Origin of the sequence: Streptomyces sp. NPDC048111 (assembly GCF_043202815.1) — a bacterium.
Taxonomy (GTDB): Bacteria; Actinomycetota; Actinomycetes; order Streptomycetales; family Streptomycetaceae; genus Streptomyces.
In genome coordinates this window covers 177,825-193,472 of the sequence record NZ_JBIDBD010000004.1, presented here as the reverse complement: position 1 = coordinate 193,472, position 15,648 = coordinate 177,825, and the positions used below count along the sequence as shown (strand labels likewise).

Genomic DNA, 15,648 nt, shown 5'->3' with positions numbered 1-15,648 from the left:
GGCGCGCGGTGCCCGGGCCGTCATCGGTCCCGCCTCACAGACGGTGCGTCAGTTCCACTGGTCGTCCTGCGGCGTGACCACGACCGCGACCAGCCCCGGCAGCACCACCTCAAGACCGGCGGCCACGTCCTGGCCTGCCGCGATCGAGGAGATGCCGACCGTTCCCCCCTCGGCGGGCGCCGCCTCGGCATTGCCTGCGGCAAGGGCCCCGAAGAGCACGGCCGTGGCCACCACGCCGAAGATGCCGCCGAGTCGATGCATACCGTTCGCCATGACTGATCCCCCTAGGAGTAAAGAACACTAAAAGGCGTCGGTCCCGGGGGGCGGTTGATGCTCTGCATTTCCTGCCCCCGGCCTGCGATGAACAGCTTGGCGCGGGTTCTCCGTGCTGACCAAGCGGGTGACGGTGGCGTAATGTTGCATGACAACAAATGCGCCGAACTGCAGGGGGGCAGGGATGGTTGGAAGCGTGAAATCCGTTTCTGGTTTCGCCGAGCTGGACGACCTCAGTGCCACCGCATACGGCCATGCGGTACGCGAGGGCCGCTTCGAGCGGGAGGCCATCGCCGCGCACCTCTCCCTCAGTGTCGACGAGGTCGAGCGCACCGAGCGCGTACTGCGCCACCTCAAGCTTCTCCAGCCGATGCCGGGCCACCCGTCGGTGCTGGTCCCGGTGGGTCCGGACGTCGCCGCGGCCGACCTGGTCGGCGCCGCCGAGCAGCAGATACGTGACCTCCAGGGCGCCGTGACGGAGGTGCGCGGCAAGCTCCTGTCGCTCACCCCGCTCTACTTCGAGGGCCGTCGGGAGCGCAACCGGTTCGAGGCCTTCGACCTGATCAACGACGCGGCCCTGGTGCAGTCGATGATCAACGAACGGCGTCAGCAATGCCGCAACGAGATCCTGATGATCCAGCCGGGCGGCCCAAGACCCCCCGAGGTCCTCGCCGCCGCACGAGAGACCTCGCACGAAATGCTCAGCCGCGGCGTCAAGATGCGCACCCTCTACCAGCACACCGCCCGCAGCGATCTGCCCACGCGTTCCTACGTGCGCGAGATCACCGAAGCCGGGGCCGAGGTCCGTACCGCCGACGAGGTGATCGACCGGCTCTTCATCTACGACCGCGAGATCGCCTTCCTGCCCGAACGCGCCCGGCAGCCGGGCCGGCCGCCGGGCGCCGCGGTGGTGCGTGAACCGACGCTGGTGGCGTTCCTGTGTTCCGTCTTCGGTCATCTCTGGGACGGGGCAACGCCGTTCGAACCGGAGTCGGCCAAGGCGGAGGCCACCGCGGACGACGTCAAGCACTCGATCATGCGGCTGATGGCCAAGGGCTTCAAGGACGAGATGGTCGCCCGGCGTCTTGGCATGTCGGTCCGCACCTGCCGGCGCCACATCGCGGAGATCACCGAGGAGATGGAGGCGACCAGCCGCTTCCAGGCGGGGTTCAACGTCGCCATGTCGGGCGTCCTGGGCGACTTCGCCGACCTCCCGTGACCGCGGTCCGCGCCGGTCGTGGCCCCGCGCACCTCACTCCTGCGACGGCAGGGCGTCGCTGAGCGCGTCGACACAGTCCTGGTCCAGCATGGTGGTGATCTCCGTATCGACGGACGAGCCGAACCCCGCGTCGTACACGGCCGCGCTGACGCAGTACTCGTCGTCGATCACGAACGTACAGAAACCCCACTCGTCGCCGGTGCCCACCGTTCCGTCCGGTCGCTGCACCTGTACCGGCCGGCCGTCCGGGCCGAAGCCGAACTCCGTGAAACGGAAGTTCATCCCCTGCCCGATGGCCTTGCTGTACGCCTCCTTCAGCGTCCACAGCCGCACCAGGCTGGAGTTGCGCTCCCGCTCGTCCAGCGCCGCCAGGGTGATCAGCTCGTACGGCGTGCACACGTGCCGGTCGAGGCCGTCCCGGTACAGCGGGCGGTCCATCCGCTCCGCGTCCACCCCGATCAGCCCGCGCGTGGTGAGCCCCACCAGCAGCAGGTCCCCGGTGTGGCTGAGGCTGATGTCGATCTGGTCGAAGCCGCGCAGGTACGGCCGGCCGGTCGGCCCGTACGTCAGCTCCAGTTGCAGGGGATCGCAGCGCAGCACCGCCCCGGCCGCGTACTTGAGCAGCAGCCGGGAGGCGGCGTACAGATCGCGCACCTCCGCGTGGGAGAGCTCGAAGTAGCGGGTCCAGTCGCGGCCGAGCAGGGTGCGCAGTTCCTCGCCCTCGGGCATCTTCGCCCGCAGGTCCGACATCCGCGCCCACAGCAGGGCGGAGCCGCGCCGGCGCAGATCCTGCCGGATCTGCCACCAGGCCGCCTCGGAACCGTCGGCGAATTCCACCGGCGGGCCCACGGCCGCCTCACGGGGGACCGTCATGCTTGCTCCTTCACCAAGTCGTGGATCTGCTCGAAGGTGCGGGCCTCCAGGACGGAACGGACGGAGAGCCTGCGGCCCGTCTCCTCCTCGACCAGCGTGATCAGTTGCAGCAGCAGCACCGAGTCCCACGCGGGGATGTCGCGGAGATCGGTGACCATGTCCCGATCGCCCAGGTCGAGGGAGAACTCATCGTGCAGCAACCGCCGGAAATCGGCGAGGGTTTCAAGATCCATCACTATCCCTTCCAGCCGAATGGACGGTTACCCTGACGTGCTCGGGGATGACCGGAACAGCGCTCAAGTCATGACGGAGAATCAGGCCGTCCGCGCTTCGGGACGACGGGGTGAAACCCGCCGAGGGGTAGAAGTCCGCGGCGGCCGCGTTGGCCCGGGTTGGCCGATACCGCGCGGTCACCGTGTCGCACCCCTCCTCGGTCGCCTGCCCCAACAAAGCCGCCAGACACGCCTGTTCGATGCCTCGCGACAGCACGCGGCAACTGAGCCAGAAGTTCTCCAGCTCCAGCTCATCGCCCTCACGGCGGGCCAGCACGGCTCCCACGAGTCCGTTGTCACCGAACCGGTCGGCCGACCGCACCGCCAGGAGCAGCCGCCCGCCGTCCCCGGCCGCGGCAGCGGCGACCTCCGCATCCGTCAGCCGGGTGGCGGCGAGATTGAATCGGTTGGTGCGCCGGGTGAGTTGGGCGACGCGGGAGCGTTCGTGGGGCGCGACGGGCCCCACGGCCACACGCATGTCCAGATCCACGAGATAGTCCCGGGCCGTCGCCGCCCCCTCCCGGCTCTGCCGCCGTAGGGAGTCGGCTTGATAGCGACTGTTGCGGGCCCGGTCGTCCTCGGTGAGGACCGGGCAGTCGAACCAGCCGTCGCGGAGCAACTTGGTGATGTGGAGGGCCGGTTCGTCATCCAGACGTACGACGGCGACCTCGGGCAGCTCCTGCCGGATCAGCCCGCACTCGGCCGGGGAGTCGTCCACGACGACCAGCGCCCCGGGGGCGATTCCCAGCCGCTCGGCGATCGCGGCCACCTGCCGGTCCTTCGGGGACCAGTCGGCACTGATGTGCACGAAGTCCTCGGGACGCAGGGCCATGTCGGGATGGCCGGACAGCGCGGCCAGCGCGTCGGACCGGTCGTTCTTACTGGCCACGGCCAACAGCACGCCCTGGGAACGGAGTTGGCTGAGCGCCCGCTGGAACGCGCCGAACGCACGGCCCCGGTCGGTGCCCGCGGCGGCCACCCCGGCCACCCCGTCCTCCGCCAGGACCCCGTCCCACAGGGTGTGGTCCAGGTCGAGCACCAGACACTTGCGGGTCAAGCCGCGCAGGGACCGGATCAGATGAGCCACCTCGCGGGCGTAGGACGCCAACAGCGGTGCGCCGAGCCGCGCTTGGCCGTAGTGGGCCAGGCGCGTGTCGTGCAGCGGTCCGCCCTCGGCGACGAGCGGATCGAGGTCGATCACGCTCACCCCGGGGTGGGACTCGGCCAGCCTCAGCAGCCCGCAGTTGAACTCCCGCCAGACGATCCCCAAGCGCGCCCGTGAACGGTGGTCCACCCGCTGATGGCCGTACGCGCGGGGCAGCGGCACCGTGTTGAGCACCAGCGGCCCGGCGCCCGCCGCGGCCCGCGCGGAGGCCAGGCAGCCGATCAGGTCCAGCGCCTCGTCGGCGGCCCGGGCCACGTCCGCCACCTGCCACACCGCGGGCACCCGGGCGAAGACGGTCTCGGCGTCGAGCAGACAGAGCGCCAGGTCGTGGTCCTCGCCCCCGGGCGCGAACCGCCCGCCCGGGACGGTGAGTTCCTGTACGTATGCTCCACAGTCGCCGAGCAGGGGGCGCAACAGCACGCCGTGCCGGGCCAGTTCGGCGGTCAGCGAGTCGATCACGGGGGCCACCGTCGACTGCCCGGTGACGGCCACGCCGACGACCGGGACCTGGGGGTGCAGTGCACGCACCCGGGCCCGGTCCGCGGTGGCGAGGAGGCGGCCGATGCGGCGCAACGCCACCGGGTCCTCCGTCGCCTCACTGCGGGCCAGCAGCCCGGCGACGGTGTCGTAGGCCTCCTCGAGACGGCCCTCCGCGCGCAGCCGACGCAATCGCTCCAGCGCGGCAGCGGGCGTGGCCGGTCCCCCCGCTTCCCGGGCCCCGAAGGCGGGCAGGCCGGCGCCGGGCGCGGTGATGTCCAAGGACGTGGTCGTGGTCATGGCGTCCTCAGACCTTCTCCAGGGCGAGCCCCGCTTTGATCCACTTGCTGGATTCCACCGCGAGGGCCAGGGCCCGGTCGCCCTCACCCATCTGTCCGAGCAGCCGGTCGAGCTGGCAGAAGGGCAGCGCGTTGCCGGTGTTGCCGGTCTCCGTCACACAGCTGACCTCGCGCGCCCCCGGCAGCGGCAGCCGCTCCATCACCCGCTCGGTCATCCGCCGGGAGAGCTGCGGGGGCAGCAGGAAGGCGATCTCCTCCGGCGCCCAGTCGACGAGGCCCAGCAGGTCCCACAGCGCCTCGGCGGCCATCAGCGGCACCTGTTCCTCGATGGCCTTGTAGTCCTCGGCGAGCATCGGCCGGGTGGAGTGCCGGTCACCGACCCCGTACCAGTCGACGACCTGGCCCGGCTCGCGGCCGAGGCCGGTGAGCGCGTGCACCGTCCCGCGGACCGCGACCCGGTGTCCGGCGGGCTCCGCCGTGAGCACCGCGGCGCCCGCGCCGTCCCCGAAGAGCACGTAGTTGACCAGCTCCCGGGTGGGCAGCCGGCTCGCGCCCGGCTTCAGCTCCAGGTGGCGGTGGGTGACGTCGCCGCCGAGCACGAGCCCGGCCCCGGCGCCCGCGCCGAGCAGCGCCCGCCCGAACTCCACAGCCTGGAGCGCGCCCGAGCAGCCCGACTGCAACTGGTAGGCGGGCAGGTGGTCGAGGCCGAGCCGGTCGGCCACCTCGGCGGCGGTGGTGGGCAGCAGCCGGTCGGGAGTGGCGGTGGCGAGGACGAGGAAGTCGATGTCCGCCGCCTCGAGACCGCTCTCCGCCAGGGCCGCCCCGCCCGCCTCGGCGCACAGGTCGGCGAGCGAACCGCGGATCTCGCCGGTGGCCAGGTCCCGGGTGAAGTGCCGGGTCCTGGTGCCGACGAACACGTCGATCCACTCGTCGCTCACGCCGAGGGCCGCGCCGAGCTCGCGGTTGCCGACCGGTTCGCCGGGCAGCGCGGCTCCGGTGGCCGCGAGGTACGCGGTGGGGGGCATGGTGCTCTCCTTCATGGCTTCGTCACCTTCGTAGCGTTCGTCGCACGCGAGCCGCTCATCGCACCGGGGCCGCCCGCGCGGCCAGTTGACCGGCGAGGAACTCCGCGAGGACGCCGACCGAGTGCAACGCGGGAAGCATCCGGGGGACGGACACCGTCCCGAGCCGGGGCAGCCGGGTCTCGATCCGGTCCTTGAGCTGCATGATCATCACGGAGTCGAAGCCGAGGTCCTGGTAGAACCGGGTGGCCGGCCCGACCTCCTCGGCCCGGTAACCGCCGACCTCAAGGACCGCGTCGAGCACGGCCGTCAGGACGGGGTCCCCGTCGCCGGATGCCGGGCCGGATGCCGGGCCGGCGGCCCCGGACGCGTCGCGCGCCCGTTCCGCGCGGGCCCCGCCGCCACCGCCCCGCTCACCACCGGCCGGCCCCGAACCGCCGACCACGGCTGCCGCCGGCACCCGCTCCTGGCGGAGGCACCGCTCGGGGGCGAACACATACGGCGGCAGCGGCTCGAACCGCCGCTCCCGCGGCGGGTACAGCACGTCCCAGTCCGGGTCGAGGCCGGCCGTGTAGAGCCGGGCCACCACCTCGGCCAGCTCCCGGCCGCCCGCCTCGGGCCCCGGGCACGGGTGCAGGAACTCCGCGCCGTGCGCGGCCCCGGCCCGGCCCGCCAGGGCCAGCAGCTGCGGGCGCGGCCCGAGCTCCAGCAGGTGCGTCGGCCCCACCTCGCGCACGAGGCCGCCGAGCGCGTCGCCGAAGAGCACCGGCCGTGCCGCCTGGGCCGCCCAGTACTCGGCGTCCAGCGGCTCCTCGCGGAGCATCCGCCCGTAGCGCGTGGAGGCGAAGGGCACAGCGGGGCGCCCGGCGCGCAGCTCCCGCGCGGCGTCCCGCAGGCGCGGCAGCACGGGGGCGAGGGCGGCCGAATGGAAGGCGCCCGAGACCTCCAACGGCCGTGTCCGCACGCCCCGTTCGCTCAGCACCCGGGCGATCCGGGCAAGTTCCGCGGCTCCGCCCGACAGGACCACGTCGTCCGGGCCGTTGACGGCGGCAGGCGAGACGCCCGGCTCCGCCGCGAGCAGTGCGGCCAGCTCCTCGCGCCCGACCCGGACCGCCAACATGGCTCCGTCCGACGGCAGTTCACCCAAGAGTGCCCCGCGGGCGGCCACCAGCCGGGCGGCGTCCCCCAGGTCGAGCGCACCGGCGGTCACCGCGGCGGCGAACTCGCCGACGCTGTGGCCCAGCACTGCGGCGGGGCGCACGCCCAGCTCGGTGAGGGTGGCGGACAGCGCGTAACCGACGGCGAAGAGGGCGGGTTGCGCGTAAGCGGTCCCGCCGATCCGCTGGTCGCCGGTCAGGATGAGCTCGCGCACCGAGTACCCGGTGTGCGGCGCGAGTTCGGCGTCGGCTGCGTCCAAGTGGCGTCGGTAGGCCGGCGATTCGCGGTACAGCCGCGCGGTCATGCCGGGGTACTGGCTGCCCTGCCCGGTGAAGAGGAACGCCACGACGGGCGCCGACCAGGAGCTGGGCCGGCCGCAGCCCGCGGCCCCCTCGGCCGCGGCCCGGTCGAGCGCCCGGGCCAGCTCGTCGGTGTCGCGGGCGGTGACGGCGTAGCGGTGGGACAGGCCGGTCTTGGCGCGGGCGGAGCTCCAGCACAGGGGTGCCGCGGGCCCCTTGGGCCGCCCGTGCAGGGCCGCGGCCTGCGCGGCCAGGTTGCGGCGCAGGCCCTCGGGCGAGTCGGCGGTGAGGGTGAACACCCCGGCCGCCGCCGTCCCGCGGTCGCCCGGCCGCACGGCCTGCGGCCGGGGGGCGCTGGACAGCACGGCGTGGGCGTTGGTGCCGCCCATGCCGAAGCTGCTGACCCCGGCGAAGGACTCGTCGCGCGGCAGTCGCAGCGGCGACTTCAGCAGCCGCAGGCCCCGCTCGGCCAGGCGCAGCCGAGGGTTCTCGCGCTCGGCGAAGAGGCTGGCGGGCACGATCCGGTGGTGCAGCGCGAGCGCGGTCTTGATCAGTCCGGCGAGCCCCGCGGCGCCCTCGGTGTGCCCGAGGTTGCCCTTCACGGAGCCGATGGCGCAGGGCTGTTCACGGTCCACCCCGTGCACCGACCCGAGGGCCGCGCATTCGATCGCGTCACCGAGCACCGTGCCGGTGCCGTGCGTCTCGACGAACCGGACCTGAGCGGCGGTGACGCCCGCCCGCCGGTGGGCCGCCTCCAGCACCCGCTGCTGCGACCAGCGGCTCGGCGCGGTCACCCCGTTGCTGCGTCCGTCCTGGTTGACGGCGGTGCCCCGGATCAGGGCGTAGATCCGGCTGCCGTCGGCCACCGCGTCGGCGAGCCGGCGCAGCACCACCACCGCGACGCCGTCGCCGCGCCCGATGCCGTCGGCCTCGGCGCTGAAGGGCTTGCACCGCCCGTCGGCGGCCGCCAGGCCCATCTGCTCGTAGACCAGGCCGATGGCCGGGGAGAGCACCAGGTTCACCCCGGCGGCGAGCGCCGTGTCGCACTCCCCCGACAGCAGCGCGTTGACGGCCAGGTGCACGGCGACGAGCGAGGAGGAGCAGGCGGTGTCCACCGCCATGCTGGGGCCGCCGAGGTCGAGGTGGTACGAGACCCGGTTGGCGATCATCCCGGCGCTGCTGCCCGCGCCGAGCTGCGGGGTGACCGCGCGGTGGTCGGCCATGGTCAGCCGCCCCCACTCGCCCCCCATGACGCCCACGAACACACCGGTGTTGGACCCGGCGAGCGCCGTGGGCGCCGTGCCGGAGTCCTCGATGGCGCGCCAGGCGCACTGCAGCAGCATCCGTTGATGCGGGTCCATGGCCGCGGCCTCGCGGGGCGGCACCGCGAAGAAGGAGTGGTCGAAGACGTCGATGTCCTCGGCGAAGCCGCCCCGCGAGACGCCGGGGAACTCCTCGGCGCGCCAGCGCTCCCCGGGCACCTCGCCGGTCACCTCGCCCCGGCGCATCAGCAGGTCCCAGAAGGCGGTCACGCCGTGGGCGCCGGGAAAGACGCAGTCGATGCCGACGACCGCGACGGGATCCATCAGTCCCTCCGTCCGTGGGGCGCGGGCAGCACGGTGACCAGGTGGGCGTGCAGGCCTTCGAGAGTGGGGTGGTCCCACAGGAGCATCGGCTCCGCCTCGTACCCGAACTCGTCCTCCAGGTCGCCGCACAGGCTGAGCGCGATGACCGAGTCCATGCCGTACTCGGCGAGCGGGACCCGGGGGTCGATGGTGGCGGCCGGACGGCGCAGATAGAGCGCGGCGCGGTCCAACAGCCATGTCGCGAGGGTGACTTGAACGGGGGCGGTCATCGGTGGTCTCCTTCGGCGGGCGACGAGCCGGGGCTGCGGGCCGTACGGGAAGCGGGGGCGGGGCCGGGTGGCGGCCCGGGTCAGCCGTGCACGGGGGCGTTGTAGAGGTCGTAGCTGTTCTGCGCGCCGAACCGGACCCAGAGCTCGCGCCGTACGCGCGCCTCGCACGCGGGCGGCAGGGCGGGCACCCTGGCCCCGAGCCGGCGGGCCACCCGGTGCAGGGCGGCCGCCGCCCAGGCCGCGTCGGCCAGGAAGGGGTCCCCGCCGTCGCGGGCGTGGTACCAGACGCCCAGCACGGCCGCCCCCGCCAGCAGCAGCGCGTACCGGTCGGCCAGCGCGAACCCGGCCGCCGTGGGCAGCGTGGCGCGCCCGCCGTCGTCCAGGGCGCGTACGCGGTCGCCCAGTTCGCGCAATTCGGCGGTGAGCGCGTGGGCCAGCGCGGCCAGCGCCCGTACACAGGGGTCGTCCCCGGTGATCTCCGGACCGATCGCCGGCAGGCAGGCGATCAGCGAGTCGCGCCCGGAGGCGAGGACGAGACGTTCGGCGGACAGCGGAGGCAGCGGGCCCCAGGGTCTGAACAGGGCGGCGGGCGGCGGTTGTTCACGGAACCAGGAGGAGCGGGCCAGCCGGGAGAGCTGCGGGATGATCGTGGCCTGGCAGGCGGCGGAGCCCGCGTGCCCGAGGCTCAGCACGGGGACGTCGCGTACGTGCTTCTGGAAGATCCCCAGCGTTCCCTCCCGGCTGTAGATCCCGGAACCGAGCACCGTCGACAGGTCGTACATGGTCTCGGTGAGCACTTTGGGCAGCAGGTACTTGAGCGCGGCCGAGAACACGCTGGTCTGTTCGGGAAGCAGGTGCAGGGCGCGCAGCGCGACGACGGCGAGGGCGTCGTAGAGCAGCAGGTTGACCAGGGCACCGGTGGTGGCGCCGGGGCGGTCCGGATCGCCGCGCGACCCGTCCACCGCATGGGCGCGCGCCGACTCCTCGAAGCCGACGGCGGTCCGCAGGACGGTGTCCACCGCCCCGACCGCGAGCGCGGAGATGACCGTACGGCTGGCCTGGAAGGAGCGCAACGCGGTGGCGACCCCGCTGCCGAGCGGCCCCAGGAGCGCCTCGGCGGGCACCGGGCAGTCGGTGAATTCGAGCCCGGCGAACCGGCAGCCGCGCAACCCCACGGCGAGGTGGCGGGACAGCATGACGGCCCGGTCGGCGGGCAGCGCGGCGGGGTCCAGGAGCAGCGCGGAGTGGCTCCGGCTGCCCGGAGCCGCATCGGTGCGGCAGAACAGGACGAGGGCGCGGGCCCGCTCCAGGTTGTTGATCATCGGCTTGGCGCCGTTCAGGACCAGCGTGCCACCCTCGGGGCGCGCGGTGACCTGGCTGCGTACGTAGTCGTTGCTGTGCGCCGTCTCGTGCTGGGCGATGGCCGCCTTGCCCCCGGCCAGCATGAGGTCCGCGAGCCAGGTCCGCTGGCGTTCGGTGCCCGTCATCCAGACGTCGGACGCGGCCATCCAGCTCATCGCCCCGTACCCCAGGCCCAGCCCCACGTCGCGCCGGAACACCGGCCGCAGCACGGCCACGAGGTTCTCGAAGGCGTCGAGGCGACCGCCGAGCTCCACGGGTACGAACTCGCTGAACACCCCCAGCCCGTCGAGGAGTTCCTCTCCCCCGGTGAAGCGCTCGGCGGCCCGGTCGGCCGCGAGCAGGCGTGCGTATCCGAAGGGGTTGGCCGGGTCCGCCGGGTCACCGAGGGCGCGCTCCAGCCGGGCGGCCCGGGTGCGTGCGTCCTCGCCGGAACCCGGGGCCGGGCCGGGGGTCCCCCCTGCGCCCGGCCCCGGGGTCGCACCGGGGGCCGTAGCAACGTCCGAGCCCTCCCCGGAACCCCGGTCCGGGCCCCCGGGACGCGGCCCGGACCACGGCAGCAGTCGGCCCTTCACCACCGGCCGCCACCGCCGGCCGGCTCGGGGGTGAGCAGGTCCTCGCCCAGGTCCAGGCCGGCGTCCAGATCGCGGGAGCGGACCAGGGCGGCCACGGCGGGGTCGAGCAGCTCGTGGTCGGCGCGCACCTCACCCCGCAGGAACAGCTTGCGCATCAGGGTGCGCTGGATCTTCCCGCTGGTGGTGCGGCCGATCACCCCGGAGCGCACGAGCACGACGTTGGCGACCGGCACGCCGAACTCGGCGCCGACCCGCTCCACGATCCGGCGCACCAGGGCGCGCAGGTTCTCCGCGTCGCTCTCGGCGGCCTTGACCTCCTGCACCAGGACGAGCTGCTCCGTGCCGCCCGCGTCGACCGAGAAGGCCGCGCCGACACCGGAGTTGAGCGCGGGCGCGATGCCGCGCACGGCCCATTCGACGTCCTGCGGATAGACGTTGCGGCCGTTGAGGATGATCAGCTCCTTCAGCCGCCCGGTCACGTACAGCCGTCCGTCCTCCACCGTCCCGAGGTCGCCGGTGCGCAGGAATCCGCCTTCCCCGTCGGCCAGGGTGGCGCGGAAGGTCGCCTCGGTCTCGGCGGGGCGGCGCCAGTAGCCGGCCGCCACGCTGTCCCCGCGCAGCCAGATCTCGCCGACCACCCCGGGCGCCACCTCCCGGCGGTCGTCGGGGTCCACGATCCGCAGGTCGTAGCCGGTGGCCGGCCCGCAGGGCACCAGGGTGCGGGCGGTCGTCCCGGGCCGGACGTCCATGAAACGCCCTTCCTCCAGGGCGACTTGGTCGGCGCGCCGGGCGCCGTGCAGGGTGCCGGGGGTGCCGGCGGACACCAGGAGGGTCGCCTCGGCGAGCCCGTAGCACGGGTACATGGCCTCCGCCCGCAGCCCGGCGGGGGCGAAGCGCTCGGCGAAGGCCGCCATGGTCGCCTCGCGTACGGGCTCGGCACCGTTGAGCGCCAACCGCCAGTGGGAGAGGTCGAGTTGGGCGATCTCGTCGTCACGGATCCGGTCGACGCAGAGGTCATAGCAGAAGTTGGGGCCGCCGCCGACGGTCACGCCGTACTCCTCGATGGCCCGCAGCCAGCGCATCGGCCGCTTGACGAACGAGGCGGGCGGCATCTGCACCGACATGCCGCCCAGCCAGATCGGGTGCAGCAGATGGGCGATGAACCCCATGTCGTGGAAGTGCGGCAGCCAGCCGCCGAACCGGTCGGCCGAGGTGGAGCGCAGCACCTCCTGGAGCAGGGCCTGATTGTGCATCAGGTTGCGGTGACTGACCATCACCCCGCGCGGGTCGGACACGGAACCGGAGGTGTACTGGAGGAACGCGAGGTCGTCCGGCCCGCTGCGGACGGGCTGCCACGCATCGGCGTCCCCCAGCCCCGGCAGGTCGGTGGCGAGGCAGGCCACCCCCTCGGTGAGCGTGGCCGCCAGCCACTGGGACACCGCGGGAGCGTTCTCCTGCTCGGTCAGTACGAGCCGGGCCCCCGTGTCCCGCAGGACGGAGGACACCCGGTCGGTGCGACGGGCGTGCGGTCCGCCGCCGGGCAGCGGCGCGGGCACGGCCACCGCACCGGCGTACAGGCAGGCGACGTATGCGACGAGGAACTCGGCGGTGGATCCGTAGAGGAGCAGCACGGGGGCCCCTTGGGCGCCGCGCGCCTGAAGCACGGACGCAATCCTGCGCGCCCCCAAGTCCAGTTCTTCATAGGTCAGTCGACGCGCGGGCCCCCGGTCGGGCAGCTCGACGTGAGCGACCTCGCCGGCGAGCCGCGCGGCTCTCTCGCGTACGACCTCGGTGAATGTGACCTGGTTCGGCATCGCTTCCCCCTCGCGACGATCAACGGACAGGCCCGGCCCCGACGCGACCGCCGGTTCCCGACCCGTCCGATGTTCGAACCCCGCCCTAAAGTTCCGCTTAGGCGCCCACCCCGACGACCCCCCACAAGTCCGGCCAGCCCCCGCGACGCCGTTCGGCAGGCACGATCCGGGACCCCTCTCAGACCCTGCGCACGGCTGCTGCGACTGCCCCCGAGGCGCCATTTCAGCGGGGCGGGTGCAGGCGCTGAGCGGGAGCTGAGGCGAAATACCCCGTCTCGTTGTGGAGGTGGCGGCGTCCAGGACGTTCGTCGTACGGGTTACCTGCGGGTCGAGCACGGTGGGCGGATACAGGCCGTGGTCAGGCCCGCGGACCGACGAGCTTTCCGCAGGTGACGATTGTCCGCCCGTCGCCTGCGCAAACAACCAGCTGACGCCCGTCAGGACGTGCGTCAAACGTGCGTCAAACGTGCGTCACGGCGGGCAGACCGATCCCCGCTCCGCCCCTCTGTCGCCATATCCCCGAGCAATCCGGACCTGGACGTCGGACCATCCCCGTCAGCGGGCCTCGATCAGGGATAATCGACCCCATGTCGCTCTCCGAAGCCGCCGCACTCGCCCCGGGTGTCGCCGACCCGTACCGGATCAAGTTCGTCCGGCGACTGCCCGGCTCCCTGGACGAGCTACGCGGGCCGGTGCACGGTGTGGTCGAGCTGCCGCTGACGGTGGCCTGGTCCGGGCTGCGCTCCTTCGACCTGGACCGGCCGCGGCTACGGATGGGCCTGTACCGCACGGTGCTGTCCGAGGGCATGCGCGAGGACCTGTGCCGCTTCCTCGACGCCGACCTGCTCATCGAACTATGGCCGACTCTGCGCACCCTGATCGGCACCGCCGTCCGCGACGCCTGGGAGGGCGCTTTCCCCGAGCTGCGTGAAGCCGGCCGGGCCACCGCCGCGTGAAGAAGCCACCGATGCCGGAGCTGCACGCCCGGCTCCTCGAAGACGTCCTCGCCCTCGGTTCGCCCTACCCGCTGGTGCTGACCGGCGGCTACGCCGCCCAGGCCCACCAGCTCGTCGACCGCCCCAACCAGGACCTGGACGTCGCCACCCAGAACCCCGCGCCCCACCCACGGCCGCAGAGACGGCACGCCTCAAGTAGTTCGACGGAACCTTTCACTGCCGTGCACGCTGCGCACGCCCTGTCCGCCTGCGGTCGACTACGCCGCCACAGCGTCCTCACCGGCCATGCCCAACAGCCGGGTCAGTTCACCCCGCCCACGCATGATCAAGTCGAATGCTGCCACCGGATCGGTATCCGGCGGCAGCGGAACATCGGTCAGCACATCACTCAAGGTGTACGGACTCAGCAGCCACCGCTGCAATGCCCGCCAGTTCTTCCTGCGCTCCACAGAGATTTCACTCGACCACGGGCTGTCCTGATATCTGGTGCTGTCACCCTCGTGCGCGAACAGCAGCCCGGAGCGACGCACAAGGCAGGGAAAACAGATTCCGCAGTTGGGCGGCCCTCCGCGGTAGTTGGTCGGCGACTTTCCACAGCTCAGCGTCGCTTCCAGATCCGCCACGGAAAGACCCGCGCCGCTTCCGGCCTTGCAGACCTCACCTTTCGTCATCCACGCCCAAGGATTGGCCACCTGTACTGCCCGCCGGGAACCCGCGACCGCAACGATCAGCTCATTCAGGCGAGCCAGCGTCCACGGATGAACGGAACGGGTCGAGCAAGCAGCTGAACGCGCCGGCGTCAACGGCGGGTTGAGGGCAAGTTGCCCGTTCTCGGGAACATGGACGGTGCCCACTCCGTGCGCGGCCGCAGCACGAACGGCGCCAGCCGCATACAGCAGTCCCCGCGTGCGCGACGAAGGCTCCAACCGCTGTCCGCTCGGGGTCTGGCTCATCTCAAGCAACATCAGCGGCCGCCCGCCGGGCAATCGCTCAACGGATTCATACACGCGTCGTTGAAGCCCCACCAGGTTGTTGCCCTCGCTGAACATCACCAGCAGCATCGGCGTCGAGAGACCGGCCCGCGCACGTACGGCGGCCCAGCTCAGGGAGTCCAACCCACCTGAAAGGGTGGACACTTCGCCCGCCCGCACATCCTCTGAATCGGACATTGCCTCCTGAACGTGATGCCCGACAAGAGGGCGGAGCTCCACCTCCCACAGATCCGCGGTGAGGATCTGGAGGAGTGCGGCCAGCCTGGTGTCTGCGCCCCGCCAGGTCTCGTACGCCGCGACGGGCACGGAAAGCCGGATACGGCGGGTCCACCGATCTCGTGCAACAGCGCGCCGTGTGTACTTGTCGGCGATGAAGGCGGCCCTGGCCACTCGGAACAAGTCCTCGGCCCAGTCCGGTACGTAGCCCGGTAACCGGTGCCGTCCCGTGATGCGATGCTCGTTCTCCCGGAAAGAGCCTTCGCCGACCTCCGTCCACCACCCCGCAGGAGGCCGATCTCCCCCAGGCTCACGCCACCACACGGCGAGCTCCGAACCGGTAGTCATGCCACGGCTCCCTCGGCACCGATGGCCTCTTCGGTGATCAGACCGAGCACCCTGCCGACGGCTCCCGGCACCAGCTTCTCGGCGATCTTGGGGAGTACGGCTGCCGGATCCTGTGCCATGCCGATCACCGACTCGGCGGCACCGACCGCCTTCGCGAGTTCCGTCGCCTCGGCGGACTCCTCGCAGGGGTTCGGGACCAGGTCCAGCACCTTCTCAGCAACCCAGTCGGCGATCTTCCCCTCGGGATCGGCCACGACAAGTACCGGCACGGCCAGCTTGACGTGCTCGGCGACCACGGACTTCAGGAACTGCCCCACCAGGTCGGCGAAGAACACCTGGTAGAGATCGCACAGGATGTCCCAGGCGAAGCCGCCTCCTGCGGCGCCGGAACCCATGGCGTCGTCCAGCTCGGGGTGCTTCTTTCGCACATCACGAACAGCCACCGCCAACCCTCGACGTACGGCAGCGTCGGCGAA

13 protein-coding genes are annotated in these 15,648 nt (G+C 72.4%); 2 read left to right on the top strand and 11 right to left on the bottom strand.

The features are described from left to right. Positions 1-48: 48 nt before the first annotated feature. On the bottom strand, positions 49-273 hold the full coding sequence (locus ACGF3I_RS11020) for a hypothetical protein (RefSeq protein WP_393130405.1): 225 nt from the start codon (positions 271-273) through the stop codon (positions 49-51). Positions 274-469: 196 nt separating this feature from the next. Here ACGF3I_RS11020 and ACGF3I_RS11015 point away from each other — a divergent pair, with 196 nt between their 5' ends. Then, complete coding sequence (locus ACGF3I_RS11015; protein ID WP_393130403.1) at positions 470-1,492, top strand: LuxR C-terminal-related transcriptional regulator; 1,023 nt, start codon at positions 470-472, stop codon at positions 1,490-1,492. A gap of 33 nt (positions 1,493-1,525) precedes the next feature. On the opposite strand, the gene ACGF3I_RS11010 is transcribed toward ACGF3I_RS11015, so the two are convergent. The 8 genes from ACGF3I_RS11010 to ACGF3I_RS10975 form a co-directional block, all read right to left on the bottom strand. Then, complete coding sequence (locus ACGF3I_RS11010; RefSeq protein WP_393130401.1) at positions 1,526-2,365, bottom strand: 4'-phosphopantetheinyl transferase family protein; 840 nt, start codon at positions 2,363-2,365, stop codon at positions 1,526-1,528. Continuing rightward, positions 2,362-2,598 carry an acyl carrier protein gene (locus ACGF3I_RS11005; protein WP_393130399.1) on the bottom strand — a complete coding sequence of 79 codons (237 nt, stop codon included), beginning with the start codon at positions 2,596-2,598 and terminating at the stop codon, positions 2,362-2,364. Before ACGF3I_RS11005 ends, ACGF3I_RS11010 begins: the two co-directional genes overlap by 4 nt. Then, positions 2,588-4,579 (bottom strand): HAD-IIIC family phosphatase, encoded by a 1,992-nt coding sequence (locus tag ACGF3I_RS11000; protein ID WP_393130397.1) that lies wholly within the window; start codon positions 4,577-4,579, stop codon positions 2,588-2,590. Before ACGF3I_RS11000 ends, ACGF3I_RS11005 begins: the two co-directional genes overlap by 11 nt. A 7-nt stretch (positions 4,580-4,586) precedes the next feature. Continuing rightward, positions 4,587-5,618 carry a 3-oxoacyl-ACP synthase III family protein gene (locus ACGF3I_RS10995; RefSeq protein WP_393130395.1) on the bottom strand — a complete coding sequence of 344 codons (1,032 nt, stop codon included), beginning with the start codon at positions 5,616-5,618 and terminating at the stop codon, positions 4,587-4,589. Positions 5,619-5,658: 40 nt separating this feature from the next. Further along, positions 5,659-8,643 (bottom strand): type I polyketide synthase, encoded by a 2,985-nt coding sequence (locus ACGF3I_RS10990; RefSeq protein ID WP_393130393.1) that lies wholly within the window; start codon positions 8,641-8,643, stop codon positions 5,659-5,661. Further along, positions 8,643-8,912, bottom strand: coding sequence for an acyl carrier protein (locus tag ACGF3I_RS10985; protein ID WP_393130391.1), 270 nt, complete (start codon positions 8,910-8,912; stop codon positions 8,643-8,645). The genes ACGF3I_RS10990 and ACGF3I_RS10985 overlap by 1 nt, the downstream gene beginning before the upstream one ends. Before the next feature lie 80 nt (positions 8,913-8,992). Further along, positions 8,993-10,849 carry an acyl-CoA dehydrogenase gene (locus tag ACGF3I_RS10980; RefSeq protein WP_393130389.1) on the bottom strand — a complete coding sequence of 619 codons (1,857 nt, stop codon included), beginning with the start codon at positions 10,847-10,849 and terminating at the stop codon, positions 8,993-8,995. After that, positions 10,843-12,660: a fatty acyl-AMP ligase gene (locus ACGF3I_RS10975; RefSeq protein ID WP_393130387.1), complete on the bottom strand. Its 1,818-nt coding sequence runs from the start codon at positions 12,658-12,660 to the stop codon at positions 10,843-10,845. Before ACGF3I_RS10975 ends, ACGF3I_RS10980 begins: the two co-directional genes overlap by 7 nt. A 587-nt stretch (positions 12,661-13,247) precedes the next feature. On the opposite strand from ACGF3I_RS10975, the gene ACGF3I_RS10970 reads away from it, so the two are divergent. Next, the gene (locus ACGF3I_RS10970) at positions 13,248-13,616 is read left to right on the top strand and encodes a hypothetical protein (protein WP_393130385.1); all 369 of its coding nucleotides are present in this window, start codon (positions 13,248-13,250) and stop codon (positions 13,614-13,616) included. A 257-nt stretch (positions 13,617-13,873) separates the two neighbouring features. On the opposite strand, the gene ACGF3I_RS10965 is transcribed toward ACGF3I_RS10970, so the two are convergent. After that, positions 13,874-15,172 (bottom strand): 7-cyano-7-deazaguanine synthase, encoded by a 1,299-nt coding sequence (locus ACGF3I_RS10965; protein WP_393130383.1) that lies wholly within the window; start codon positions 15,170-15,172, stop codon positions 13,874-13,876. Beyond that, complete coding sequence (locus ACGF3I_RS10960; protein WP_393130381.1) at positions 15,169-15,615, bottom strand: hypothetical protein; 447 nt, start codon at positions 15,613-15,615, stop codon at positions 15,169-15,171. Before ACGF3I_RS10960 ends, ACGF3I_RS10965 begins: the two co-directional genes overlap by 4 nt. Positions 15,616-15,648 lie beyond the last annotated feature (33 nt).